Genomic DNA, 24,627 nt, shown 5'->3' on the forward strand with positions numbered 1-24,627 from the left:
TGGCGATGTTCGGGCCGAGCTTTTTCACAGGACGACTGATGGTGCGCTACGGCAAGGAGCGCGTGACCGCCGTCGGCATGGTGCTGCTCGCCGCCTCCGGGGTGGTGGCCCTGGGCGGGCTCGGCCTGTCCCACTTCTGGGGCTCGCTGGCGCTGCTGGGCATCGGCTGGAACTTCAGCTTCATCGGCGCGACGGCGATGGTCACCGATTGCCACACCCCGGCCGAGCGCAGCAAGGCGCAGGGCATGAACGATTTCTTCGTCTTCGCCGCCACGGCGGCCGTGTCGTTCCTCGCGGGATCGATCCTGCACAGCTCGGGCTGGCAGGCGGTCAACTGGATGATCTTCCCGGCCCTGGCGCTGATCCTGGTGCCGCTGCTGTGGCAGGCCGCGCGAAAGCCGGCGCTGCCAGCTCCGGTCTGATCGGAGCGGTGCAAGAGGCGCTCCGCGCAGTGGGTCGCCTCGGCCGCTACAGCACCTGCTTCCACTGGCGCAGCCTCGACAGCGCGTCGTCGTAGGCGGTGGAGGTGAAGAACTGGATCTTGCGCCCGAGGGTCTTCATCGGGCTCAACGCGGGATCGAAAAGCGAGGCGTTCGAATGGTGCGCCACGCAGTCGAGCACCCGGTCCTGTCCCTCCGTGAGCATGGCTTCCAGCTCGCGAAGGTCTCTGCCCGCGAAACGGCGCTGGAAGCCGGCAGAAAGACGCTCGGCCCGCTGCGCCATCGCACTCGGCGAGTAAAAGGACGCCGAAGGTCCAGGCGTCCGATCATGCGCGAACTGCAGGATCATCGTGTTCCAGACGATGACGTCCACCAGGACCATCGCAGCGTTGGTATGCAGGCGCGGCTCCTGCCAGATCATGGCCGTGTGCCGGTAGTGGCTGGCGGGAATGGTGGCAGCTTCTACCCCGAGCTTTCGGTGGCTGGCGCGAACCTTGTCAAGGAGTTCCTGCTTCGTGGTTGGTAGTTTCATTCGGGATTTCTATTTCATCGAGACAAGGCTCGATAACCGGCGTGTCAGATATTCATCAAGTCACCAGCGCAATTACCTTGGATTGAGGAAAAGCGCTTGCCTCACCGCTGCGCTGGCGGCGCCGAGGGCTTGTGCATGATGAAGCGGGACATGTCGGTGATTTCCTGTTTGCGGATTTACGTTACTGCTGAAGCTGCTTCTGCATGGTGTTGTGGTTGTAGTAGTCGCTGGCATAGACAATCTTTCCGTTCGAAACACGGAAGAAGCTCGCGCCGAAATAACTGATGGTCGAACTGGAGGGCGACGTCCCGCCATTGCTGTTCTTGGTGGCGGTGAATTCCCACTCGATCGCCACACCATCGCCGGAGGCAACCGGCTGCGAACGGATTTTCATTTTTCGGTCGGGCAGGATTTTCATCAGAAACTGCGAGACTTCGGTAATGGCTTGAGGCCCAGTGCGGGACGCTTCATTGCTGGTATTGAAATAGACGACGTTGGAATCGAGCACTTTTTCCATCGCGTCGGTTCGCCCGCCATTCCAGGCGTCAAGGTATTGCCGGACCACCTTCACGTTCTCTGGCTCATCTGCCGCCTGCGACGTGACGCTATAGGCGAGTGAAGCCAGCCCGAGGAATATCGCTCCCAAAGCCTGCACCGGACGGCAGCGCAAGCCGTCTGAAGAACGAAGGGGCCTGAATGACAGGGCGTGCTGCATGTTGTTCATGGTCGAAATACTCCAAAAGGTGTTGAAAAAAATCCCGCTCGCACGGGCGTGGTGGAAAATCGCATGTCGCGCGCAACGAAGCACAGGCCGTCGGCAATTGCTCTTTTGTCAAATACATAGAATCATCCTATGTATAAGGCCTGAGTTGCTACAATCGAGGTCCGATGGGCTCCCGTCTCTACGTCATTTGAGAACCGCGATGAATAACCGCTTCACACTCCCACAGGCGCCGCGGCGTTCGCTCGTCGATTCGACGATTGAGCTGATCCGCGGCCAGATCGAGGGAGGCGCCTGGAAGGTCGGCGAGCGCATCCCCAGGGAGCAGGAACTGGCCGAGATGCTGGAGGTTGGCCGCAACACGGTGCGGGAAGCCATTCGCGTGCTCTCGCACGGCCAGGTCCTGGAAGTCCGCCAGGGTGATGGCACCTACGTGCGAACCAATATCGATCCGGCCGAGGTCATGCGCCGTGTCGGGCGTTCCGGCTTGCGAGAGCACTTCGCGTTGCGCTGCATGCTGGAAACCGAGGCGGCCAGGTTGGCCGCGGTGCATCGGTCCAAGGCGGACGTTGGGCTGCTGCGCCGACTGTTGAAGGCCCGCGGCGAGCAGGAGCAACACGCATCGAGCGCGGCCTTTGCCGAGGCCGATACGGCTTTCCACTGCGCGATCGCCGGGATGTGCGGCAACGGCGCGCTGGCTGAGCTGTACCGCTACTTCGCGAACTCGGTCCGCATGAACACGCTGACTGCGCTGAAGGACAAGGAACTGCCCGAGCCGGGTCTCGCGACCCATGAGGCGATCGTGGATGCTATCGAGCGCCAGGATGGAGAAGCAGCTGCGGCGGCTGTGCGGAACGTGGTCGCTCCGCTGATTGCGGCACTTGAGAAATCGGGTTGATCCGAGCGCGACTCCCGCGCTGGCAATGCCGCTTTCCATCGAGCAGCCGGTCGCCGGCCCCGTTGATCGGAACGCGGGTTGTTTCCCGGAGAGCACGCGGTAGCCGGTCCTCATGGATAGGCCCTTGGTGCGCTACAGCGACCGGACGGTGCTGTTCATATCGAATCTTCGACGCGACCACCCGCCAGGACATACCGGGCCAGCGCCTCGGCATCGGCGTGGGTGGCCCGGGTGGACTGCGGTGTACCGAAAGCCTGGACGAGCTTTGGCAGCATGGCCTCCAACTGGGCTCGCTTATCCGAATCCGGTTCGACGTGGATGAGCGCGAGCAATGTGCCGCCAAGCGTCTCCTTGTGAGTCTTCAGCCAGACGCCGCGCTGAGCGCGATCGTCGAGAGTCTCTTCTGGCCCTCCCGCGACGTAGATAAGCACGAAGGGCTTTCCGCAGGCGACGAGTTCATCCATTTCCGCGCACCAGGCGCTGCTGTATCCGTTGTAGATGCTTGCGCCGTCGAAGCGGACGATGGGGAAATCGCTGGTGTCGTGAACTTTCGGTTGCTGGGACATGATCCTGGACTCTCGCTATTAACGTCCTAACATCCTACCTTTGTTGAGAATTACTTGCAACTGAAATGGGCATGGGCACACCGCCGTGCAGCGCCAAGTGACGGGCGAAATAAGGGCTTGACCTTCCAACAATGGGAGGCCCTACAGTGAACCCATCAACCTCATTCAAGGAGTTTTTTCATGAAGGTCAACAAGTTCAGCCTCTTGTTCATTGCGGGCGCCGTCGTGGTCGCCGCCGGCCTGATGGCCGTCCAGAAGAAGGTGGTCGTCCCGTCGGGTGAAGCGATGCAGGCCAGTGCGGGCGGAGGTCACCAAGGGCACGCGATGCCCTCCAGCGCCTCAGCCAATGACAGTCCTTCCACGACCGCGTATCGCGCCGTGAACGACCAGATGCACGCCGGGATGGGAGCGCAGTTCACTGGCAACGCCGACGTCGATTTCATGCGTGGCATGATCCCGCACCACCAGGGCGCGATCGACATGGCCAAGGTGGCGCTGCAGTACGGCAAGGACCCGGAGGTTCACAAGCTGGCCCAGGAGGTCATCACCGTGCAGGAAGGCGAGATCGCCATGATGAACAAGTGGCTGGGCGACAACGGCCAGCAGGCGGCGGCCGGCAGCTCGGGCGATGCCTCGACGGCCGCCTACCGTGCCGGCAACGACCGCATGCATGCGGACATGATGATCGACTTCAGCGGCGACGCCGATGTGGACTTCATGCGCGGCATGATCCCGCACCACCAGGGTGCGATCGACATGGCCAAGGTGGCGCTGCAGTACGGCAAGAACCCGGAGGTCCGCAAGTTGGCTCAGGAGGTCATCTCCGCGCAGGAAGGCGAGATCGCCATGATGAAGAGTTGGCTTGTCGCTCGGGGCAAGTGAAGGCACGACCATGAACCAAGCCAACACCCCGCGCATCCTCATCTATAGCACTCCAACTTGCCCGGACTGCCGGGCACTAAAGGAGTGGTTGTCCCAGCAGGGCATCGCGTTTGAAGAGCGCGACCTGACCGACCCGAAGATTTCCGCGGAGGCCAAGTCACGAACCGGCGTGCGCGTGGCCCCGATCACGATCGTCGGCGACGAGGTCTTCTATGGCACCTTCGCGAGCCAGAAGCCGAGGCTGATGAAGGCGCTCGGTCTTCAGTGAGCCGCTGAAGGAAGACCGTGGTCACGGGCGGAGTCGCCGGTGCGGACCCCGGTCGGACCCTGTAAGCGCTGTTGTGGACGCGTCTGCACGCAAAGCTCAAGACCGTGAGGCATTCTTCGCCGACGACGCTCGGCGCTTTCGCCTGCGGTCGTTGACATCACGAGAGGAATTTTTATGCGATCGACATCATCAGCCACCTCCCTGCACGTCGCCATTTCCGAGGGCATCACAGTCGCCAACGACCTGCCGTTCGTGCTGTTCGGCGGCATCAACGTCATCGAGGATCTCGATACGACCCTGGCTGCGGCTGAGCACTTCGCGGAGGTGACGCGCAAGCTGGGGATACCCTTCGTTTTCAAGGCGTCGTTCGACAAGGCCAATCGCTCGTCGATCCATTCTTTCCGAGGTGTCGGCCTGGAGGAAGGGCTGCGGGTCCTCGATGCGGTCAAGTCGCGGTTCGGATGCCCAGTCTTGACCGACGTGCATGAGGTTGAGCAGGCCATGCAGGTCGCTGCCGTTGCCGACGTACTGCAAGTTCCGGCCTTCCTGGCCCGGCAGACCGATCTGGTGGCCGCCATTGCCCGCACCGGTCGGGTAGTGAATGTCAAGAAGCCGCAGTTCCTCAGCCCGGGCCAGATCAGGCATGTCGTCCACAAACTGCACGAGGCTGGCAACCCGCGCGTCCTGCTGTGCGAGCGTGGCACGCAGTTCGGCTACGACAATCTCGTCGTGGACATGTTGGGCTTCCGCGAAATGAGCGTTGCCAGCAGTGGCCTGCCACTGGTGTTCGACGTAACCCATAGCCTGCAGCGGCGAGAAGCGGATGCGTTGGCTTCGGGTGGGCGTCGCCAACAGTTGCCCGAACTCGCGCGGGCCGGCATGGCGGTCGGCATTGGCGGTTTGTTCCTCGAAGCACACGCCGACCCGGCGCATGCACGTTGTGACGGACCCAGCGCTCTGCCACTGGACACGCTCGAACCGCTGCTGCGGCAGGTCAAGGCGGTGGACCAACTCGTCAAGTCGTTCGAGCCTCTTCGGATCGACTGAAGCTTGCCACCCGTTCAAACAGAACGTGTGGCACTTCCCCTCTTAGTCGGCTATTTGAGCGACAGATAAGGATTGTTCGGTGGAACGGCATCGAATATGTGCGATGGGTCTTCGAGCAAATAGCCATGCACCTGGCGCGTTTTGCGCGGTCCCATGACCTCGCACGTCCTGATGTTCAGACCCGATGGCTGTTTCCTGTGGAGTCCGAGTTTTTCAAAGCGCTTCTGCACCCACTGCCAGTCCTGCAGGGCCGCGTCCTTCGCAAGCGGCCCAATGGTTGGATGCTCTTGTGCGTAGCGCTGGAAAACACCAGGGCTGATCAGGTAAACCGTGTCGGACACGGTATGTACCAGGGCCTTGGCGTCATTGATGATGAGCTTGCGGGTCTGGACGGCCTGTTTCAGCCAGGCCATGAAATGCTCGCCCGATGGCCGCCCGGTAAATGAGGCGAAATCGTGCGGCGCAGGCGCGGCGGTCGGCGCCGAAGGACCTGGGGCCGATGCGGGAGGGTCGAGCGGCACCGCTGCATCGTCGGCACCCTCTGGCGGGGCTTCGACGGACTGCTCCGGCTCAGGCGTTGTCTCGAACATCGCCAGCATGCTTTCCAGTGGGTCGGCCGGATTGCGCTGCGTGCTGGGAGGTATGGCGTGACTTCCGCCCGACTGATCTGGACGGCTGCTTGCTGCGGGCTCCTTCTCCGTTGCCACCGCTGCTCCAGGTAGCAATGCAGCGTCGGGTGCGGACGGGCGCGGCCCGTCCTCGGCCTCGCCGGCGTTGTCCACGGTCACGGTTCCCGCAAATGGGCTGGGTCGCTCCGAGGGCTCCCAGATCAGCGCCGGGGCCAGGCGCAGGAGCGTGAAGGCATGGGACCAGCCACTCTCACTGGTAATAGTTGCGCGCCAGATGGCCTTGCCGGAGGCGGTGGGCTGCAACATGGCATGATCCTGTAGCACGTTGAACACGGCCGTGTTGTTCGCGGGGATGCCATCGACCCCCTGGGACAGCAGGTGCGCGCGCAGCTTGTCCGAGACTGTCTTGCTCACCAGCCACAGCGCGTCCTCGGTGAGCCAGCCATCGGAGGCCTCCGGCTGGTTCAGTTTCAGCTCTTCCTTGAGCAGGTAGCGCAGCCCGTTGACCAGCTTGCGTTGGAGCGAGTGCTTGGGCGCGGCCATGGCGCGCGCGGGATCGCCGCCCAGCTCCTGGGCGACGGAGGCGCGGTCGGCCTGCACGACAAGCTCGCCCAGAACCCCGGCGTGCTCGTACTGCCCAGCCAAGACGTAGAGCAGCGGCGCCCACAAGGATGGATAGCCACTGAGCCAGTCCAGCAGATCGCGATTGAGCAATTGCTGGTACAGCAAGCCTGTCGCGGCGCTATGAAGCCGGTACTCGCGGTCGTCGCGGTAGCGGAAGCGGTACGGTTGGCGCAGCGGGCCGTGCCATGGGTGCCAGGTGCTGCCGTCGGCCAGCTCGACGTGCAGATCGACGGCCACCTTGCCGATGTCATGGAGCAGTGCGGCATAGGCGACGGCCGCAGTCCAGGCTTCGGCCTGCGCCGCCTGGTCTTCGGGGCTGGCCCCGATGGGCAGCAGATGGGACTGCCGCAGCTTTAGGCTGTAGGCGACGATTTCGAGGCCATGGTCGAGCATGCCGCCCGGGTAGGCATGGTGATGCGCTTCGGAAGCCGGGAAGGCCTGGACCAGCTCGGCGTAGCGCTCCAGCGGCGCGCGGTACAGGGAGGCGAACTGCTTGCGCGAAAGCGAGGTGCGCTGCCAGATGTGTTCCAGCAGCTTCTGCCGGCGCGGGGTGGCGAGCAACGATGCGGCCGACTCCGGCCGCATCAACCCTTTCGGGAGGTCGGTGGCGGGTGCTGGCGACGGCGCGGCAGCGACCGGGGGCCGTTTTCGCTGGAACAGGGAGAGCATGTCGGTGTCCTGATGGCGGGCCGGGCGGGAGGCCTTTTGGCCTTTTCAAGGTAGGGCCTTTCCCCTTGCACCCCGTTCCCTTGCCATTTCGGCCCTCTGGCCTTTCACCGTTTCGGTATAGCGGGGCACGGGATGCGATTCCAGCGTCAATGGGGAACTCGGTGGAATGGATTGGACGGCGAGCCGGTGCTGGTCGCGCTCTATGCTGAGTGGACGCCGCTTCCGCCGGGCAGGTTCTCGAAAGGCGACAAAGTTGACAAAAGCGACAATAGAGACTAGAGTGAATCCTGTCTCAAACCTGCCTGGGAGATCACCATGCCCAATGCCATTGAATTCATTGCCGATCGCCTGCCGCGCGTCACGGTGGAGGATGTGCGCCGCTTCGCGGATACCGTCGAAATCCGGGATGCGCCGGCTTTCGCGGCCGAGTTGCAGGCTTTCATTCACGAGCGCGTGGAGGCGGTGAAGCTGCCCGCCAACTTGGACGGAGAGACGGTGGGGCAGGCCCTGGCACGCAAGGCGGCCGCGCTGCGCACCGAAACGCGCTGGGCACCGACTGAAACCGACGTCCAGCGAGGCCGCGCCGTGTTGCTGGAAGCCTTCAACCAGCCGCATAACCTGCCGATCCCCGAGTACGCCAAGCTGGCGGACAAGTCGCGCCAGCAGATCTACAAGGACATCCTCGCCCGTCGGCTGTTGGCGCTGAACGTGGGGCCGCGCGGTCAGAAGCTGCCCGACTGGCAGCTCGACCCGGTAAAGCAGCAGTTGACCCAAACCGTGCTTCAGGAGGTCGAGGGCATCGACCCCTGGACGATCTACCGCGCGCTGTCCGAACCGCTCGAAGGCTTGGGCGGCCGCTCGCCGGTGGATGCGGTGACGCACAGCACGATCGATGACGTGGCCGATGCCGTGTTCAACGTACTGGGCGTTCAGGTGCATTGAAGCGAGATCGCCATGAGCCACGAGCTGCCTTCGTTCCTGATCGATGCCGGTGAACTGCTCCAGCATGTGAGCCGCGTCGTCTATCGGGGCAGCCCGCTGTACTATGGCCGCAGCAGCACCAATCGCTACGATGACCCGGCGCGGGCCTACGGCGTGCTCTACCTGGGGCGCGACCTGCCCACGGCGCTGATGGAGTCGGTGTTTCATAAGCACCAGTGGCTTGCGGACACGAAGCGCTCGATCGCGCTGAAAGAAGTCCAGGCCCGGATGGTGCGCGCAGTAGGCGTGATGGACGATGTGCTCTTGGCCGACCTCACGGCGCCGGGCGTCATGGCGGGCTACTTCGGCCTGAACCTGGAGCAGTTGGCCAGCCGCGACTACACGCACACGCAGCAAGTGTCCGCCCAGGTGCATGCAATTCTCGGAGACGACGGCCAAGCGCTGTTCGACGGGGTGCTCTATCCGTCGCGCAACAACTATCCCGCCAAGAGCATCGCCCTGTTCGAGCGTGCGGCAGCAAAGGTAGGCGTTGTCGATGACATCGACCTGGTGGACCATGTGGACTGGCCGCACTTCGTTGCCACGTATCGCGTCGACGTGGAGCCTGACCCCGGCCCGGTGGAACCGGATGACGAAGCGTCATGAAGCACTTTGAAGCCCGCAGCAGAATGAAATGGACCAAATTGGAATAGGCATCCCTCAGTAGCAGGAGACGACCATGAGCACCACGACCCGCATCAGCACTGCGGAACGCCTCGGCCGCGCCCTTGGCCGCGGGTGGCGCGCCTATGCGCGCAGCGAACGTCGGGCGTCGAACTGGTTGGTGTCCAAGGGTGTGCCGTTGGCTGCCGCCGCCGCGCTGCTGTGGGCCGGCAAACTGGCTGTCCTGGGGCTGCTGCTCTACGTTGCTTTCTGGCTGGCGTTGCTGCTGGTCGCGCTGGTGTTTGTGGCCCGGGGGCACGATACCGTCGAATGGGAGCCGCCCGAACCAGAGTGGCGGCACGGGCACGCCGGTTTTGGCCTCTATACCCACGATGAGTATCGGATAGATTCACATGATCCATCTGATGAGACCTAGCGAAGAAGCAAGGCACTACTTCCTCTTGCTGGGTGTCGATGCCCACTTCATAGCGCCGCCAAAGGCCATGTCGGCGGCTTTGCCGCCGGCCGCTTTGGCGCCTGCCGTACCAGCAGCAAGCCCTTGCAACATGCCCCCCACGGCGTAGCCCGCCCATCCCAAGGCGGTTACCCAGAACAAGGGCAGCACGATGAACATCGTCGCCATGACGAAATTCAACAGCATGTCTCCGAAGGCATTGTTGAGGCCCATGACCGGATCGAAATTCGTATGCGGCCGGTTCCATCCCCAGCCCCATCCGTAGAGCGCGTCCAGAATGGTGCTGTCGATCCAGCGCGCGAGTTGGAACCAGAAATCCACGAAGAACAGCGCAAACTGCACCACGCTGACCGTCACGAGTGTTTTCAGGTTGTAGGTGCTAACCATGAGCACCACCGGAATGCAGACAACCAGCGCCATCTTCAAGAGCGCCAGCACCATCGGAAGAGCCTGGCGCATTGCATCCATGGAGGGGAAGTAGCCCAGCGAGCCTACCGCCAGTCCTACGTCGGCCGCCGCCCGGGTGATGATGTTTGGGTCGGTCATTTCGATCTGGCCACCGTAGTCCGTATAGACGCTGCCTTGGTTCAGCTTCTGCTGTCGCGGTGACGCGATCGCGCGGATCACCGAATCGTCCACCTCGGCACGGCTCAGGAAGCCAGCCCAGCCCGCCAGGCGATTGAGCAGGCTCGGGTCCACCTGACCCAGCAAGCGTGCCCGCAGTCCATTGCTGCCATCGGCCCACCATTGCCTGCAGGTCGGATAGCCGCCGCCGCTGGCCACCTGCGCAAGCCCTGCGTCGCGCGTGCTGTCATAGGGCCAGTCCTCGCGCGGGGTGCTGGAACGGTATGTGTCGTAGTAGCCGTTCGTGTCCGTGAAGAAGCGTGAGCCGATCCAGGTTACGTCGTGCAGCTGCTGCTCATCGAGTTGAGGCCGCTGCATGAACAATTTCGCCCGCGCAGCCCCATAGCAATCCCGCGAGAAATCCGCTACTTCCTGAGCCAACACTGGGTCGTCAATGCGAGTCGCGTCGATCTCCATGCGCATCTGCCGCAGGTCCGTGCCGCACGGGATCGCTGCCACTGAAGCGCCCGTGACGGCGCGCGAGAGCGCGTGCATGAACGCCCACCACACCGGCACCTTCGCCGACTGGTTGTTGATGGTGCTGAAAGATTGCGACCAGCCGGTATTCGAGGGCTGCGGCACACTGACCTGGCATTGCGCCGAGCGCGAGCTGTCGTACTGGATGGTGTTGAGGTCCACGTCGATGAACGGGATGCCCGCGAACATCACCACCACGATGGCGACGAAGACCCGGTTCTCGATGCGGGCGGCGCTCAGCACGCCTTTATTGCCCTCGTCGGCGCCTTCTGCACGGGCCTTCAACCACTCCTGCACGATGATCGCCACGAAAGGCAGCGCGAAGACGCCGCTGGATACCAGCACGGCCCAGATGCCGTTGTTGACGATCCAGGACACCAGCGTAAGGTAATACTCCAGGTAGTCGGTCGTGAACAGAGTCATGGCCCGAATCTCCTCTCAGCCCTGCATCAACAGGCTGGCTTCCAGCGCCACGATGGCGACGACGCCTGCGATCTCGGTGCGCACCAGGCGGTGCCGCGCCTGGGCGTCGTCCTCACGTACCAGCAGCCGGCGGCGCATCCAGATCCACCCGTACACCGTCGCCCCGTATAGACACAGCCGCCACACGAATAAGTAACCCGCAGCGGCGGCGAGCCACCGCTCCCAGCCGGCAACGCTGCCGACCAGGTAGATGCCGGCGATGTTGGCCGCGACCGCGGCGGCAACGATCAGCACCGTCCACAGCAGCGCCTTCGCCGCGCGCCGGCTGAACAGCCAGCGCAAGGGGCGCCAAGTCATGCGCGCCGCGCTCATGGCCTGGCTCCTGGATTGCCCTTCTGCAACTGGTCGAGGCGGTCGGGTACCGGATCACCCTCGTAGATGCCGCGCGAGCCTGCCGCGCGCGTACCGTGCCGCTGGATGATGGCCATCGGTGAGTTGTTTGCCAGCTCGCGCCGAAGCTCCAGCTCCGTCTTCAGGTTGCGGATCTCCCGGTCGAGCGTGTCGCTCTCGTGGTTCACGGCCTTGACCGCGAGTTCGTTGGCTGCGACGTTGGGCTCCTTCTTGCCCGTGAGCAGCGTGCGCTGGAGCAGCAGCGCTTTTTCCAGCACCGACGACAGCGCCACCTCCGACGCGAGGCGCCGCGCCAGAAGGTCCTGGTCCGGCTCGTCGCGCAGCGCCTCGATCACGCCACGCGTGATTGGCAGCGACGTGCTGCCAGCCTCGCGCAGGTTCTCAAAGGTGGTAGTGCGCGTGCCGGAAACCAGCTCCTGAAGGACCTCCAGCTTCGCCTCGTACTCTTCCTGGATCAGCGGCGTCAGCCCGACGCCGGGCACCGTCTCGGTCTTGGTGCAGGAGTCGCAGGTGCGCTGCACCTGCTCTCCGAGGACCCGCGTGGCCCATTCGGTCGCCTGCTGCGGCGACGTCCAGGTCTGGCAGGACAGGCTCGCACAACTGGCGGACGCGATGGAGGATGTGTCCGTCACGCCACGACCGTTGACCAGGTTGTAGCCCGCGCGGGTGACGTCGCCGACCACCCGGATGGCGGACTGGCCTGCGCCACCAGCATTGCTGCCACCCACCCAGGGCACGCCGTCGTTGCCGCGGCGCGTCTCGGCCTGCTCGACGGCCGACACGGCATCGTTGCTGCCAACCGCGTCACGCAAGGCCATGCCTTCGGCCATCTGGCTCCAGCCAAGCTGGCCACCCGCTGTCTCGGCCATCTTCTCCGCCATGGCGCGGCACGTCAGCTTGGAGCGGTCGAAGTCCAGCCGCGCCTGCAGCACGCCGTTGGTCAGCAGGTTGTACAGGCCCGGATCGGCGCGCTGAATGATCAGCGCCGGCAGGGACGCTACCGCGCTGGTGGCGCTCTGGATTACGTTGCTCATGATCTGCTGAAAGCCGTTCGTGATGCCGTTGAGCTGATTGCGCAGCGTGGTCTGGATGCTCATGTCGCCGCAGATCAGGTTGCTGTTCCACCCCACACCGACCCCGATGGAGCGCATGCCGGCCGCGCGGCCCATGGACACCGCGCTGCCGCCGCCGATCGAGTACATGACGTCATCGCCAATGACGGGGCCGCTGTTCTGGTATCCGACCTGTGCCCACGCCAGGCCGCAGACCAGGGCGAGCGTGCCGGCCAGTGCCGTCGGGCGCAGCAGGCGGCACGCCTTGGTGGACAGGTTCTTCGGTTCAGGACGCTTCATCGTGGCACCTCAGAGGAAATCGACGCTGCCGAGGAACACCTGGCCCCGGCGTTCGCAGCACGCATACGGACGCCACAGCGCCCACGCGTAGTCGCCTTGCTGGGCTTGGGTCAGCGTGCCGCTGTGGGGGAACACCACGCAGGTGTTCGACAGGCGCGGCGTCAGTTCCTGCCACTTGCCGGTCGAGGCATCACCTTCCATCAGCGCGCCGGCCGGCCAGTAGCCATCACGCGCGTTGGCGAGCAGCGGCTGGTACACGTGCAACTGCCCGCGCCGCGTGACGACGTCACCGGCGCGCTGAGCCACGACCGCCCCGGATTTGTGGTCGTCGGTCTGGTGCAGGAAGCCGCCGCGCGGATAGACATTGCCCCAGAGGTTCATCGTGGTGCGCGCACCGACCTCGCGCCGGCCCGGGATCAGCGCCTCCGGGTAGGCCATCTCGGGCACGTTGTAGCGCCAGGCCAGCGTGTCCAAGGTGCTGAGCAGATACGGCATGAAGGCCGTTCCCGCGCCTTGGCAAAAATAGCCCGAGGACGAGGCGAACTGGTTGAACACCTCGCCGCCGGGATGGCCGATGACATCGGCGTTCTTGAATTTGGCGAGGTTGTTTTCGTGGTCTTCGTTGGTGGTGCCGTCGCCGCCTGCCTGGGCCGAGGCGTTCGGCATGCTCATCGCTCGCACTTCGACCCAGGGGTTCTCTCCGGTGTTGCTGTAGCTGGAGACGACCGCATCGGGGACGTAGTGCCGGACCTTGGTGGACGTGCGCACCGAGCAGCCGCCATAGGTGCAATACAGCCAGTAGCAGATGCCCACCACCCGGTACTCCAGGCAGTCCGGCGACATGACGGAGGACACGATGGTGACGGTGTTCAGGGCGTAGCTGCCCGTGGCGCTGACCAGCAGCAGCGAGGCCACGGCGACGCGCAGGCGGCGCAGCAGGTCGAATGGGCGATAGGTCACGGTTGCCTCCTCCGGTGCTGCTCGATGCAGGACACGGCCCGGGCCACGTCAGGCTCGCCATAGACCACATAGCGTTGGTCCACCACGACGGCCGGGATGGTCGTGACACCCAAACTCCATGCGTCGGTGATGCCCTGGTAGGCGGTGCCAATGCGGCGCTGAAGGTCGGTGCCGCCTTGGTTCAGGCGTTGCCGGACGATGGCTGCTGCGCGCTCGGGGTCGGCTGGCAGATCTGCGGAAAGCTCTGCTTCGAGCCCGGATGCCCGGTCCAGCTCGATCAGCCGCTCGCCGCCCATGGTCTTGACCGGGTGGGGGCTGTCGGTGACGACCACCACGTCGGCGGCGAACGCGGCCGGGCTGAATGCCGCGAACGACGCCGGCAGCACGATGGCCAGGCCAAGGGTTCGCCAGCCTGGTGCGAACCGGGTAAAAGCTCCTGGCATGTCTTGCACCCCGGAAGTTGATCAGGGCCATAGTCAAACGCCGAACCCCATGCGGCCCCAACAAACAATGCGCATCGCGGCCACCCCGCATACCTGCTTGTGTCGCCGCGCAGAAAAATGCGGAGGCCGAAGCCTCCGCGCTGATCAACGAAGCAGTACAACCCTTACAGCAGGCCGGACTCCGCAAAGGAGAACGGGGCACCCTGGCCGACGATGATGTGGTCCAGTACCCGCACATCGATGAGCGCCAGCGCGGCCTGCAGTTGCTGGGTCAGCATGCGATCCGCGCTCGACGGCTCGGAAATGCCCGAGGGGTGCTGGTGCGCGAAGACCACCGCGGCCGCATTCAACTGCAGAACACGCTGCACAACGACACGCGGATAGACCGAAGTCGCGTTGATCGTGCCCCTGAACAGCGGCTCGTAGGCCAGTACCTGGTGCATGCTGTCCAGGAACACAGCGACGAATATTTCGTTGGGCTCGGCCACCAGCTTCACGCGCAGGTAGTCGCGCACGGCCGTGGGGTCGAGGAGTTTCGGACCCGCTTTGAAAACCCGCTTCTCCAGCAGCGCAATGGCTTGCTGGATGATCCAGTCCTCGTGCTGGGCAGCGATGGCGGAAAGCGACTCCAGGCAGGAGTCATTGACGACGAAAGACATGGCGAACCTCCAAATGGTGAGATCGGAGGGCGCGCGCCCGGGGAGGGCAAGCCCTCCTGGGGAACGAACAAGGTGCATCCATCACCGCGGTGGCGGTGATCGTTCGCGGCCAGGATGCGAGGCGAACGGGTTGCGGTCAGCGCAGCGGACTGCGCCGTAGCCTTGAAGACCGGGGCTACCTGGGCATGTCGCCGACGACGTCGGCAGGCATTTCCGATGTGGGTATGGCGGCGGGATCGCCGGCCGCGAGCATGTCCATGGCCGACAGCAAGGCATCGCCCTCGATCGGGCCCTGCAGCAGGATCGCCTTGCCGGTTTCGCGATCGTGCAGCCGCAGCGATGGCGTGGCGATCACGCCGCTGTTCGTGGCTTCCGCCGTCTGGGCGCGGATCGGTGCATCGGGCCGCTCGCTCGCCAGACACTGCTCGATCGCTGGAGTGAGGTCGGGGTAGCGCAGCCCTTCAGGCAAGCCCTGGCCGTCGCTCCGCGTGTGGGCATAGACCCATTCGACGGCCTGCCAAAAGGCGGCATGGCTGCCGGCTTCGCCCGCGCATTCCGCCAGGCGCGCTTCGGCGGACGCGGCTGGCTCATGCGCGGCCAACGGCAGGTGGTGCCATTGCAAGGTCACGTCCGCATTGCCGGCCACCCAACGCTTGAGCACTGGAAAATAGGACCGGCAGAACGGGCATTCGAGGTCCGCGTAGAGCGTCAGCGTGAAACGCCCTTCCGGATTGCCCATCTGCCACGGAGGCCCAGCCACCTGCGTGTCGCTGACTGGCGCCGAAGTCTGAGGTGTGGACCCGCCTGGCGAACGTGACACGAGCCAGATCAGCAGCAGCGCAACCAGCACCGCGGCCAATGCCCAGGGCCAGCGGAACTGCCAGCGCCGACGACGGAACGCCTGGACCTGCATCGGAATGGATGGGCGTTTCTGTTCCATGGCGTTCTCCGGTGTACGGCAGATTCAGGGCAGGTCCAGGGCCGGCGACTCGATGCCGCGTGCCCGGTCGATCTTCTCGGCCACCTTGAAGGCGGCATCCAACTCGCTGACGCCGTGCTGCTGCATGAGCTGGTAGCGCTCGGCCTTCTCTTCGGGTTCGGTCTGCGCGAGCGCGAGATACAGGCTCGGCGGCACGGCGCGGAAGAGCACCTCCATGCTCTTGGAGAGGATGACGCCCTCGGTGAACTTGCCCGCTTCCTTGCGTGCCGAGAGCATCAGCGCTTTCTGCGCTTGGCTCAGTTCGCGGAACCGCGCGATCTTCTCCACTTCATCGGGGGGCATCGACAGGCAGATCCACCACTCGATCATGTTGAGCATCGGCTCCGCGGCGCGCGGTAGGTCGTCAATATTTTGTGTAGCTAGCCAGTACCAGGCCCCCAGCTTGCGCCACATTTTTGTAATTTTCACGGTATACGGCGCGAGCAGCGGGTTCTTGGTGATCACGTGGCCTTCGTCGGTCACGTTGATGATCGGGCGGCCGAGATACTGGTCACGCTCCGCGATGTTGTTCACCGTGCTGATGAGGCTGATGTACGCGATCGAGAGCTGCGCGTTGTAGCCCTCGCGGGCGTAGGTCGCCAGATCGACCAGCGTGATGTCGGCCTCGGGCCACGGCGTGCCGTCGCGGTCGAACATCTCGCCGTCCGTGCCTTGGCAGAACATGTCCATCGCGTCCGCCATCTCCAGCAGCCGCACGCGCCGCATCTCGGGCAACGTCGGGTCCTGGCCGCGGGTGCGCAGCGCATTGCGCACATCGCGCGTGAGCACAGTGCGCTTCTCTGCCACGCAATGTTCGGCCGCGTCGAGGATGCACTGGCGGATCAGCGAGCGGTCGGCCCGCGTCATCCGCGCTTCTTCCTTGTCTTCGCCGCCCGTGATCATCAGCCGTGCCGTGATCTCCAACTCGCCCAGCACGTCGCGCTGCTCGTCCGCCTCCATGGCCGAGGCATCCGGTGGCAGGTCTTCGTCCAGTGCATCGGCATCGAGCGTCTGCACGTCGCTGGGCGTTTCGATCAGCCGGCGTGCGTCGGCGAACGGCGCCAGGCTGATGCCCGAGCCGGGTGCCAGCTTGACCCGGTTCACGGTCAGCCCCAGGCGCCTGGCGAAGTCGCTGAACAAGCCGAAGCTGTTGCCGGCTTCCACGATGAAGAGGCGCGGCCGATAGATCGCGGTGACCTGGTTCAGCAGGTTGTTGAGCGTGGCGCTCTTGCCCGAGCCCGTGGGACCGAACAGGAACAGATGGGCATTCATCTGCCGATCCAACCTGTTCAAGGGGTCAAACGTAATCGGGCCGCCTCCGCGATTGAACATCGTGATGCCGGGGTGCCCCGTGCCCTGGGCGCGGCCCCACACCGGCGACAGGTTCGCCGCGTGCTGGGCGAACATCAGTTGCGTGTACCACCGGCGCCGGTCCTTGCCGGGGTTGTAGCAGCACGGCAGCCAGCGCAGGTAGCTGTTGAGCGGCGCCACCTCGTCGTCCTCGCGCACCGGCTGCAGGCCGGCGTTGAGCATCACGTTCGCGAGGTCCAGGCCGCGCCGATCCAGTTCCGCCTCGTCGCGCCCGCGTAGGTAGAACGCCAGAGTGCCCCGGTAGAGCTTGTGCGCGCTGCCGATCAGGGAGCGGGCTTCATGCACGTCCTTGAGCGTCTGCTCCGACGCCAGCGTCTCGCCCACAGCTTTCTTCGCCAGATGGTTGAGGTCCGATTCGAGGACGTCCTGCGGCGTGGCCACCATGGTGAGACACATCAAGGTGTCCTCGGGCATCTGATCGAATAGCGTGTTGATCGCGTCTCCCTTGCGGGTCTCGCCGGTCAGGTGCCCGGTGCCGGGCGGCATGCGCAGCCGGTCGGTGATCAGCACGCGGTGCGGCATGCCGTCGAAGTACCAGGCCCCTTGCGCCACGTCCGAGCGCGGCTGCCCAAAGAACAGCCGCTGGCTGAAATCCCGCCCGCTCGCCAACTCGATCTCGCCGGCCTCGCTTTCCTCGGTACTGTCCGGATAGCGCGCCAACGCGTAGAAGCGCTCCCGGTCCTCCACCCCAGGGCCGAGCAGCGTGGGGCGCGGGTTGAACCATCGCAGCAGCCAGTCGTGAACGTCCGCTGCAACCATGCGCCGGGCCTGGATGCCGGCGTTCGCCAGGCCGCCGCATAGGCGGTCGCAGACGATGCCCAGCATCTGCTCGGGTGTCTGGCCGCGGCGGTTTGCCTGTCCCTGTCCGCTCGCGCGGCGGTACACCACCATGCGCACACGCCGCGTCTGCCCGCGCCAGCGCAGCCGCGTAACCACCGTGTCCTCGAACAGGCCGCCGGGCTTGGCCACAGCGCGCAGGTGGTGGCCGAAGAAGCGCAAGTAGAACTCGGTGAACGCCGAGCCGCGCGCACGTGGCTGCACGTAATCGCGCAAGGTCTGCATGTACTGGTCGAAGCTCGGTTCGTCCTGGGCATAGAGCTGGAGCACCCACGGGTTCTCGTCCAGTTCATCGAAACTGTCCTGAAGCGCGTTTTCCAGGGCGTCGCGGGCATGCGCGAGCCAGCCGGGTTCCCGGCCTTCGGTGCCCAGCGGCACCAGTTCGTAGAACGCCGCCACCGATTGGCCATCCTCCAGGAGCATCGATTTCGACCCGGGCAAGAACTCCACCCAGGGCAGCAGTTCCACGAAGGACGGCGCAACGTCGTACAGCGCCTGCTCGTCGGCCACGGTCGCTGGCTTGCGGCCGTGGACTGCCGAACCGGGTTCGGGGATGCCGGCCTGGCGCAAGGCCTCGACGTGGCGCTGCCAGCTGTCCGGCTGCTCATCGCTAGCCGGGCTACTGGAGCCGGCGCCGGCCAGCTTCGGCCATGGGAGTTTCCACCGCATCAGTAGTCCTCCACGCGCTCGCCCGGCATCGCGTACTGGATGCGCTGGTAGAGCGGGAAGACGGTCGTGTAGCCGGGCACCGGCACGGGATCGGTGCCGGCCAGATGCGGGTACACGTACATCACGAGATCGGGATTGGGCAGGCGCTGGAACTGGCGGTGGACCTCATTGCGCGCGGTGCGCGTGTAGCGCATCTGCTCGACAGGTGCGGCCTGCACGTCGGCGTCGGTCAGGGGCCGACGCAGGCTCTGGCGCGCATCGAGCAGCTGGCGGCCGGCGTTCCGTCCGGCTGCGCCACCGCCGTCGCCGGCCTCCTGCTGCCAGATGTCCATCATCGTGCGGTCACCGTGGGTCAGCAGCTTTTCCTTGCTGGTGGCGCAGCCGCCGAGCACCGCGACGGCGAGGGCCAGCACCAGGCCCTTAATCGAGTTCGAGAGCATGGCTTTCTCCTGCGCGGTGATCGACCTTGCGGCCTTCGGGATCGAAGTCGATGGCGAGCGGTTTTTCGAGGTGGACGGCGACCTTGGCGCCGGGCTGCACATAGACGGCGGCGAACGCCTGGCCGTAGAGCTTGTTGACCCAGGCCGACATGTCCCGGACACCGCCCGCGAGAATCTGGCCGACCGCTTCCTGGCCGGTGATGCCCACGGTGCCGATGGAGCCGTCCGAGCCGACATAGGACATGCGGCCGCTGTCGCTCTCGATGAGCGAGGCCACGCCGGCACCGGCCGCGGTGATCAGGGCCTGCGAGCCGAGGTACTGCTGGGCGTTGCTGCGCCGCTCGCCGCTGACGCAGGGGATGCCGTGCGGGTCGCTGATCCAGCCCAAGCCGTCGCGTTGCTGGTTGTTCTGCTGGTTGCCCTCGCGGTCTTCGGGGATCGTGCGGATCGTGCCGTCGTTGAAGACGAACGTGATGCTGCGCACCTGGCCGCGCACGCACGAAAGCGTCCAGTCGCCCGATGCGGTGCCGCTGAACACGGCGCCGGCCACGTCGGGAATGTCGATGCCATTGGCGGTCAGGTTGTCCGGCCCGACCAGGACTTTGAACGGATAGGGATCGTTGACCGTGCCGTCGATCGGCACGCGGCCGATCAGCGCGGTCATGGCGACCGAACCCATGAGCGTGGAGTTGGTCGGCACGGTATAGACCGGCTTGGCACTCTTGACCCCAGAGGCGCGGGCGCCCGCGTTGGCCACGGTTTCCGCGGTGGTTTCGAGCGTGCTCTGCGCCGGGCCGAAGCTCGTGGGGAAGCTCATTCCGCCGCTCGCGCCACGACCGCCGTTGCGCCCCTCGGCGGGCTTTGCGTCGTCCGGCTCGACCCACCGCACGCCGCCCTCCATGCCGGCCTCGTCGCCGCCCTGCAGCCCCAGGCCCACGGGCAGGTCCGCATGGCCGCCGCCGCGCCCGCCGATGCTGTCCAGGCGCCGCTGCAGGTCGGCGAGCAGCCCTTCGGTCTGCTGGCGCGCGCTGGCCGCCTGCTCCTGGTCGCGGCGCAGGTTGGACCGCTCGGATTCGAGCGCCGAGTTGATGCGCTGGTCGATGGAGTTCTCGCGCTGGCGCAGTCGCTGGTTCTCTTCACGCTGCGACTTGTTGTCCGAGAGCGCGGTCTGAAGCTCGGTGCGCAACTGCTTCACTTGGGCAACGAGCGTCGCCACGGTGTCGCGCGGGGTGTCGCCTTCGATGCCCAGCGCCTTCATTTCCTCGGGCGTGAGCTGGGCGCCGTTGTCCGCCACGGGTGGCGCCGTGCCGCCTCCACCCGAGAACAGCCGGATACCGGCGAACAGCACCAGGATGGCGACAGGGATCATCAGCCACTTGAGCAGGCCGTTACTGCGCATGGCGGGCCTCCTTGGCGTTCTCGTCGCCGTCCGGCTGCGGCAGATGCACGGCAGGGTCGAAGCGGTGAATCGCCGGCAGCAGCGACTGCGCGAGGCCGCGGCCGCGCGTGACCAGGTACAGCACGGTCGTGTCCTCGGTCGTGCCGCGCGGGCCCAGCGCCTCGTGCTGGAAGGTGGCGGTGAGGAAATCGCCTTGCAGCACGCGCGGGTCGAGCGCGACCCAGTCGGCGCCGGTGTTGGTGAGGCGCACGGCAGTCACCCATTGGTCTTCCAGGCGCCACGACGCGAGCACGGCCGCGCGCACCGGCAGCGTTGGCATCAGTGTGTCCAGGTCGAGGTCGCGGGGAAGGTTGACCCGCATGACGCCCGGAAGCGGCTCGACGGTGCGCAGCGGTGCGTAGAGGTTCTGCGCGGCGAAGCGCGTCAGCACGACAGGGACCGGAGTTTCGCGCCGCGCGGTCCGCGCACCTGCCTGGCCCTGGGCGCGTGCCGGGGCCTCGGCACTGTCGGCCTGCTCGCCATAGCGTCCCGGTGCGCTGTCACCCTCGACGATGCGCACCGGCTCCAGCTCGGCTTCCCCGTCCTTGGGCGGTTCGGCTGCGATGTCCAGCAGGATCAGCGCGCCCGTGTCGGCGTCCTGCAGTTGCAACCGCGTGGGCTCGATCGGCTCGCTGGCACGCAGGTACACCGCGCCGCCCGCACTCTGCACGCGCAGGCGTTTGCCCACGCCTGCGGGCACGCCCACGCGCACGTTCCGGTCGATGAATACGATGCGTTCCTGACCGACCTTCAGCGGCACTGCCAGTGGCATGCGTTCCCAACGCAGGATCTCCACCGCCTGGGCGACGGGTGCCGCGGCCACGGCCAGTAGCCCCAGCAGCGCGAGTACAGGATGCTTCATGGGGTGTTTCCTCCTTGAGGCGCTTGCGGATTCAGGTCACTCGGCGCCGGGCGCGCCGGCTCCGGTGCACTGATGCGCTGGGGCGCGCCTTCGTAGCAGTCCAGCGCCAGGCCGAACGGGTTGCGGGCGGGATCGACGTCCACCCGCGTGACCTTGATCGGATAGCGCACCAGGGCGCGTTTGACCTGCTCGGCGCCGTAGTACTCGTCCGCCGTGATGTCCAGCGTCACCACCCAGTCGCGATCGGATACGGTGCGCACGCGCGCCGTGGGGTCGTCGCCATAGCCGCGGCCGGGAATCTCGTAGATGCCGCGCACGCGCTGACGCAGCTCGCCCGTGGAGCGGCGGTAGTCATAGTCCGCCCGCAGGAAGGCCTGGCAGGACGGGGTGAGGTACGGCGAGAGCGTATGGAGGTTGCGCGAGTAGTCTTCTTCGCCATTGGTCGGCCAGCGGTTCAGCGTCTGGAACACGTAGAACGTGAACGCATAGACCGATTCGGGCGGCACTTCCCACCACTTGCGGGTACTGCCAGAGCGCAGGTCGGGCGGGACGTGGATGGTCAGGTCGCGCGGCGCGCTCCACCAGCCGCCGCCCATGACCAGGGCGACAATGACCAGCGCGCCCGCGCCCAGGCGCAAGGTCTTGATGTGCGCCTGCAGGTGGGCGATCTCGTTCTTGAAGCGGCTCATCGCATGCTCCTGCGGGTGGACCAGAAGCCCGAGCGCGAGATCAGCACGTGGCCGCCCACCCAGCCGGCCATCAGCGGATGGCGCGTTGCGATGCGCCACTGCAACTGTCGATACAGCCAGGTGTCGGGGCGCCCACGCTTGAGGCGGCGCAGGATGCCGCCGCCGATGAACACGCCCAAGGCCACGCCCAGGACAACGAACGTCGGTGCGATGGCGATCGTGCGGAACACCCACGAAAGCGGCGCGCCGACCAGCAGGCCGGCCGCGCCGGACAGGCCGCAGCAGATCCACAGCTCGTCGGCGGTGAGGCCGCGCACGACCACGGGATGGCGGTTGAGCCGGTGCGGAAGGAACGTGACCGTCCCGTCCGCACGGACGTGCTGCTGCTCGGACATACCGGCCTCGCTTACAGGATGCCGGTGGCTTCGGTGAGCAGCCAGATGCCGATCACGAGCAGCACGGCGCCGATGGCGACCGTGAGGCCGAATTGGCCCCACGTCTTGCGGCCGGTGTGGATCTCCGCGTAGGTGCCGTAGGCGTGGTAGCAGACGCCGATGAACATCGACGCCACCACCAGCAGGGCCACGAGCATGATGATGTCGTAGCCGTAGTTGCGGATGGTCTCCATGATGCCGTTGCCGGTGCCGCGCGTCGGGTTCTCCAACTGCGGCAGACCTTGCGCGAACGACAGTGCGGGCAGCGCGGCGGCGCCCAGGGCCACGGCGGCGCGCTGGGCAAAACGGGAAGTGAGGTTGCGGTTGTGCATGGTCGGGCCTTTCATGTCAGGACAGGAGGAAGAAACTCAGGACGAGGTACATCGCGACGAAGCGGATGCAGACGCCGAGGAACTGGCGCTGGTTGAGGCGGCTCTCGGACCACCCCACATAGGCCGTTCGGATGGCCCAGACGCCCCACACGAGCAGGACCGCGAACACGACGCCGACCAGGACGGTCGCCATCGCGGAAGGCGCGATACCGCTGTTGGCTTGAAATGCCGAGACCTGGGCGCCGTTCATTGCTCGCCCTCCGCAGTCGTCTTCGGCGATGGCGAAGCGGCCCGCTCGGTGCGGTAGTCGCCGGCCAGTTCGGAGGGGTCGCGCGGCTGAGCGCGTGATGGCGTCAGGTGGAACTGGATGCCGGCGCGCACGCGCGCCAGGTCAGCCAGCAGCCGTGGGTAATCGAAGTGGTAGCGCTCGCCCGGCTGGATGGGGGCATGCGCGGCGCTGTCCGCGACGGTGCGTTCCAGCGCGTCGAGCTGGCGCAGCGCGGCGACCAACTCCTGGCGCTGCGCCGGGGACTCGGCCAATGCCATCGGGGACTGGCCCAGCACGAGGGCCGTCACGAAAAAAGTGGGCACGCCGCGATGCGCGGCGCGCAGCCAGATCGAAGCCACCATCGCGCCATTCCTGTGTGATCAGCAATGGGTTGATCGTGGAGATCAGGGCTGTTTCAGGCCGCAAACAATAGGAACTGGCGGACGACCGGATTGGGCATGCTGCGAGCGAACCTACAAAAGCACGGGTCGCGCTTCGATTATTGCGTTTTTCGAGTATTTCGAATATGATCGGCTCTGCAACCGTTTTCGCTTAGGAGCTACCCATGACCACCGCCACTGCCCAATCCAAGATGACCCTTCCCGCCGCGGGAGAGGTGAAGGCAGCCGTCCAGGGTCAACGTGCCTTGGCGGCTTACCTCGCAACCCAGTTCGAGACGCAGCACATCCAGATCTTTGATGACCACAAACAGGCTCATCAGGTGGAACTGCCTACCTCGGCTTTACGCCTGCTGGTCGACATCCTGGCCGAGTTGGCCGATGGCAATGCAGTAAAGGTGGTGCCCGTCCATGCAGAGCTGACGACCCAAGAGGCGGCGGACTTGCTCAACGTGTCCCGTCCCCATTTCGTCAAGCTGCTCGAAGATGGGGTGTTGGCATTTCATCGCACCGGCAAGCACCGCAGGGTGAGGTTCGCCGATCTGATGCAGTACAAGGAAGCGCGCGAGCGCGCCAGTGAGCAGGCGATGGCCGAACTCGCTCAGCAGTCGCAAGAGTTGGGAATGGGATACGAATGAGGCATTCCCCATTCACCGCCGTCTACGACGCGTGCGTTCTATATCCCGCGCCACTGCGGGATTTCCTGATGTGGCTCGGCCTGTCTGGCCGCTTCCGGGCGCGGTGGAGCCAAGCCATTCATGAGGAGTGGAAACGCAACCTGTTGATCAACCGCCCCGATCTCACCCGGGTTCAGGTCGACAGGACGTCGGATCTCATGGACCGGGCAATTCCGGACGGCTTGGTGGAGGGCTACGAAGCGCTCGTGGCAGGCCTGACATTGCCCGATCCGGACGACCGGCACGTCCTGGCTGCGGCGATTCGCTGCGGTGCGAGCGTGATTGTGACGTTCAACGAACGGGATTTCCCGAACGATCTGCTGGCTCCGTACGGCATCGAATCGCAGCACCCCGATGAGTTTGTGGACAACCTACTGGATCTGGACGCGGCCGCCGTGGTGTCGGCTGCGCAGCGCCAGCGTGCCCAACTCAAGCATCCGCCGATCGAGGTGGACCGCTATCTCGAAATCCTGCTGCGCCAGGGCCTTGTGCAAACGACCAAGGTGCTGGCGACCTATCGCACCATTCTCTGACCCGCCGAGAGCCACG

At 65.3% G+C, this 24,627-nt stretch carries 30 protein-coding genes; 10 read left to right on the forward strand and 20 right to left on the reverse strand.

Features of this window, described 5'->3' with window-relative positions; all coding sequences use genetic code 11:
• Positions 1 to 422 (forward strand): MFS transporter (locus B3E94_RS16920; protein ID WP_034018388.1); only part of this gene is annotated, 422 nt, incomplete at its 5' end.
• A gap of 46 nt (positions 423 to 468) precedes the next feature.
• Here the strand turns inward: B3E94_RS16920 and B3E94_RS16925 are convergent.
• Positions 469 to 972 carry a ClbS/DfsB family four-helix bundle protein gene (locus tag B3E94_RS16925; protein WP_003821138.1) on the reverse strand — a complete coding sequence of 168 codons (504 nt, stop codon included), beginning with the start codon at positions 970 to 972 and terminating at the stop codon, positions 469 to 471.
• A gap of 181 nt (positions 973 to 1,153) precedes the next feature.
• A complete protein-coding gene (locus tag B3E94_RS16930) occupies positions 1,154 to 1,696 on the reverse strand; it encodes a nuclear transport factor 2 family protein (RefSeq protein ID WP_015912832.1) in 543 nt (180 codons plus the stop codon).
• A 199-nt stretch (positions 1,697 to 1,895) separates the two neighbouring features.
• On the opposite strand from B3E94_RS16930, the gene B3E94_RS16935 reads away from it, so the two are divergent.
• On the forward strand, positions 1,896 to 2,591 hold the full coding sequence (locus tag B3E94_RS16935; protein WP_003821135.1) for a FadR/GntR family transcriptional regulator: 696 nt from the start codon (positions 1,896 to 1,898) through the stop codon (positions 2,589 to 2,591).
• A gap of 155 nt (positions 2,592 to 2,746) precedes the next feature.
• On the opposite strand, the gene B3E94_RS16940 is transcribed toward B3E94_RS16935, so the two are convergent.
• On the reverse strand, positions 2,747 to 3,157 hold the full coding sequence (locus B3E94_RS16940) for a hypothetical protein (RefSeq protein ID WP_012614065.1): 411 nt from the start codon (positions 3,155 to 3,157) through the stop codon (positions 2,747 to 2,749).
• Between the two features lie 180 nt (positions 3,158 to 3,337).
• Here B3E94_RS16940 and copM point away from each other — a divergent pair, with 180 nt between their 5' ends.
• From copM to kdsA, 3 genes are all read left to right on the forward strand, one after another.
• A complete protein-coding gene (gene copM / locus B3E94_RS16945; protein ID WP_003821133.1) occupies positions 3,338 to 4,039 on the forward strand; it encodes a CopM family metallochaperone in 702 nt (233 codons plus the stop codon).
• Positions 4,040 to 4,049: 10 nt separating this feature from the next.
• Positions 4,050 to 4,307, forward strand: a complete 258-nt coding sequence (locus B3E94_RS16950; RefSeq protein WP_003821132.1) for a glutaredoxin family protein — start codon at positions 4,050 to 4,052, stop codon at positions 4,305 to 4,307.
• Positions 4,308 to 4,481: 174 nt separating this feature from the next.
• Positions 4,482 to 5,354 (forward strand): 3-deoxy-8-phosphooctulonate synthase, encoded by an 873-nt coding sequence (gene kdsA, locus B3E94_RS16955; RefSeq protein ID WP_003821131.1) that lies wholly within the window; start codon positions 4,482 to 4,484, stop codon positions 5,352 to 5,354.
• 50 nt (positions 5,355 to 5,404) lie between these two features.
• Here kdsA and mobH read toward each other — a convergent pair whose 3' ends face one another.
• Positions 5,405 to 7,276: a MobH family relaxase gene (gene mobH, locus B3E94_RS16960; RefSeq protein WP_003821130.1), complete on the reverse strand. Its 1,872-nt coding sequence runs from the start codon at positions 7,274 to 7,276 to the stop codon at positions 5,405 to 5,407.
• A gap of 315 nt (positions 7,277 to 7,591) precedes the next feature.
• On the opposite strand from mobH, the gene B3E94_RS16965 reads away from it, so the two are divergent.
• The 3 genes from B3E94_RS16965 (at position 7,592) to B3E94_RS16975 (ending at position 9,296) form a co-directional block, all read left to right on the forward strand.
• Positions 7,592 to 8,218: a hypothetical protein gene (locus B3E94_RS16965; protein ID WP_003149774.1), complete on the forward strand. Its 627-nt coding sequence runs from the start codon at positions 7,592 to 7,594 to the stop codon at positions 8,216 to 8,218.
• 12 nt (positions 8,219 to 8,230) lie between these two features.
• Positions 8,231 to 8,863 carry an RES family NAD+ phosphorylase gene (locus B3E94_RS16970; protein ID WP_003149772.1) on the forward strand — a complete coding sequence of 211 codons (633 nt, stop codon included), beginning with the start codon at positions 8,231 to 8,233 and terminating at the stop codon, positions 8,861 to 8,863.
• 73 nt (positions 8,864 to 8,936) lie between these two features.
• Complete coding sequence (locus B3E94_RS16975; protein ID WP_003149770.1) at positions 8,937 to 9,296, forward strand: DUF3742 family protein; 360 nt, start codon at positions 8,937 to 8,939, stop codon at positions 9,294 to 9,296.
• A gap of 15 nt (positions 9,297 to 9,311) precedes the next feature.
• Here B3E94_RS16975 and B3E94_RS16980 read toward each other — a convergent pair whose 3' ends face one another.
• From B3E94_RS16980 to B3E94_RS17055, 16 genes are all read right to left on the reverse strand, one after another.
• On the reverse strand, positions 9,312 to 10,859 hold the full coding sequence (locus B3E94_RS16980; RefSeq protein WP_004350620.1) for a conjugal transfer protein TraG N-terminal domain-containing protein: 1,548 nt from the start codon (positions 10,857 to 10,859) through the stop codon (positions 9,312 to 9,314).
• Positions 10,860 to 10,874: 15 nt separating this feature from the next.
• Entirely contained in the window at positions 10,875 to 11,231 is a 357-nt protein-coding gene (locus tag B3E94_RS16985) for a hypothetical protein (protein ID WP_003149767.1), read from the reverse strand.
• Complete coding sequence (locus B3E94_RS16990) at positions 11,228 to 12,622, reverse strand: integrating conjugative element protein (RefSeq protein ID WP_003149765.1); 1,395 nt, start codon at positions 12,620 to 12,622, stop codon at positions 11,228 to 11,230. The genes B3E94_RS16985 and B3E94_RS16990 overlap by 4 nt, the downstream gene beginning before the upstream one ends.
• 9 nt (positions 12,623 to 12,631) lie before the next feature.
• On the reverse strand, positions 12,632 to 13,582 hold the full coding sequence (locus tag B3E94_RS16995; RefSeq protein WP_004350617.1) for a TIGR03756 family integrating conjugative element protein: 951 nt from the start codon (positions 13,580 to 13,582) through the stop codon (positions 12,632 to 12,634).
• A complete protein-coding gene (locus tag B3E94_RS17000; RefSeq protein WP_116430871.1) occupies positions 13,579 to 14,025 on the reverse strand; it encodes a TIGR03757 family integrating conjugative element protein in 447 nt (148 codons plus the stop codon). Before B3E94_RS17000 ends, B3E94_RS16995 begins: the two co-directional genes overlap by 4 nt.
• A gap of 164 nt (positions 14,026 to 14,189) precedes the next feature.
• Positions 14,190 to 14,684, reverse strand: coding sequence for a RadC family protein (gene radC / locus B3E94_RS17005; RefSeq protein ID WP_003149760.1), 495 nt, complete (start codon positions 14,682 to 14,684; stop codon positions 14,190 to 14,192).
• Between the two features lie 175 nt (positions 14,685 to 14,859).
• Positions 14,860 to 15,624, reverse strand: coding sequence for a DsbA family protein (locus B3E94_RS17010; RefSeq protein WP_003149757.1), 765 nt, complete (start codon positions 15,622 to 15,624; stop codon positions 14,860 to 14,862).
• Positions 15,625 to 15,648: 24 nt separating this feature from the next.
• Positions 15,649 to 18,540, reverse strand: coding sequence for a conjugative transfer ATPase (locus B3E94_RS17015; RefSeq protein ID WP_011516996.1), 2,892 nt, complete (start codon positions 18,538 to 18,540; stop codon positions 15,649 to 15,651).
• Positions 18,540 to 18,980, reverse strand: coding sequence for a TIGR03751 family conjugal transfer lipoprotein (locus tag B3E94_RS17020; protein ID WP_003149753.1), 441 nt, complete (start codon positions 18,978 to 18,980; stop codon positions 18,540 to 18,542). The genes B3E94_RS17015 and B3E94_RS17020 overlap by 1 nt, the downstream gene beginning before the upstream one ends.
• Positions 18,961 to 20,379: a TIGR03752 family integrating conjugative element protein gene (locus tag B3E94_RS17025; protein WP_116430870.1), complete on the reverse strand. Its 1,419-nt coding sequence runs from the start codon at positions 20,377 to 20,379 to the stop codon at positions 18,961 to 18,963. Before B3E94_RS17025 ends, B3E94_RS17020 begins: the two co-directional genes overlap by 20 nt.
• Positions 20,369 to 21,280: a TIGR03749 family integrating conjugative element protein gene (locus B3E94_RS17030; protein WP_003105643.1), complete on the reverse strand. Its 912-nt coding sequence runs from the start codon at positions 21,278 to 21,280 to the stop codon at positions 20,369 to 20,371. Before B3E94_RS17030 ends, B3E94_RS17025 begins: the two co-directional genes overlap by 11 nt.
• Positions 21,277 to 21,969, reverse strand: coding sequence for a PFL_4703 family integrating conjugative element protein (locus B3E94_RS17035; protein ID WP_003105641.1), 693 nt, complete (start codon positions 21,967 to 21,969; stop codon positions 21,277 to 21,279). The genes B3E94_RS17030 and B3E94_RS17035 overlap by 4 nt, the downstream gene beginning before the upstream one ends.
• Positions 21,966 to 22,364, reverse strand: a complete 399-nt coding sequence (locus B3E94_RS17040; RefSeq protein WP_003105639.1) for a TIGR03750 family conjugal transfer protein — start codon at positions 22,362 to 22,364, stop codon at positions 21,966 to 21,968. The genes B3E94_RS17035 and B3E94_RS17040 overlap by 4 nt, the downstream gene beginning before the upstream one ends.
• 11 nt (positions 22,365 to 22,375) lie before the next feature.
• Positions 22,376 to 22,735, reverse strand: coding sequence for a TIGR03745 family integrating conjugative element membrane protein (locus tag B3E94_RS17045; protein WP_003090173.1), 360 nt, complete (start codon positions 22,733 to 22,735; stop codon positions 22,376 to 22,378).
• Between the two features lie 16 nt (positions 22,736 to 22,751).
• Positions 22,752 to 22,985: a TIGR03758 family integrating conjugative element protein gene (locus B3E94_RS17050; protein WP_003050225.1), complete on the reverse strand. Its 234-nt coding sequence runs from the start codon at positions 22,983 to 22,985 to the stop codon at positions 22,752 to 22,754.
• Positions 22,982 to 23,365 (reverse strand): RAQPRD family integrative conjugative element protein, encoded by a 384-nt coding sequence (locus B3E94_RS17055; protein ID WP_003120001.1) that lies wholly within the window; start codon positions 23,363 to 23,365, stop codon positions 22,982 to 22,984. The genes B3E94_RS17050 and B3E94_RS17055 overlap by 4 nt, the downstream gene beginning before the upstream one ends.
• 203 nt (positions 23,366 to 23,568) lie before the next feature.
• Between B3E94_RS17055 and B3E94_RS17060 the strand changes: the two genes are divergently transcribed.
• Both B3E94_RS17060 and B3E94_RS17065 read left to right on the forward strand, forming a co-directional pair.
• The gene (locus B3E94_RS17060; protein ID WP_003050245.1) at positions 23,569 to 24,039 is read left to right on the forward strand and encodes a helix-turn-helix domain-containing protein; all 471 of its coding nucleotides are present in this window, start codon (positions 23,569 to 23,571) and stop codon (positions 24,037 to 24,039) included.
• Positions 24,036 to 24,611 carry a PIN domain-containing protein gene (locus tag B3E94_RS17065; protein ID WP_003109777.1) on the forward strand — a complete coding sequence of 192 codons (576 nt, stop codon included), beginning with the start codon at positions 24,036 to 24,038 and terminating at the stop codon, positions 24,609 to 24,611. The genes B3E94_RS17060 and B3E94_RS17065 overlap by 4 nt, the downstream gene beginning before the upstream one ends.
• The last annotated feature ends 16 nt before the right edge of the window (positions 24,612 to 24,627 follow it).

Source organism: Pseudomonas sp. UBA6315 (assembly GCF_002438125.1).
Lineage (GTDB): Bacteria > Pseudomonadota > Gammaproteobacteria > Pseudomonadales > Pseudomonadaceae > Aquipseudomonas > Aquipseudomonas faucium.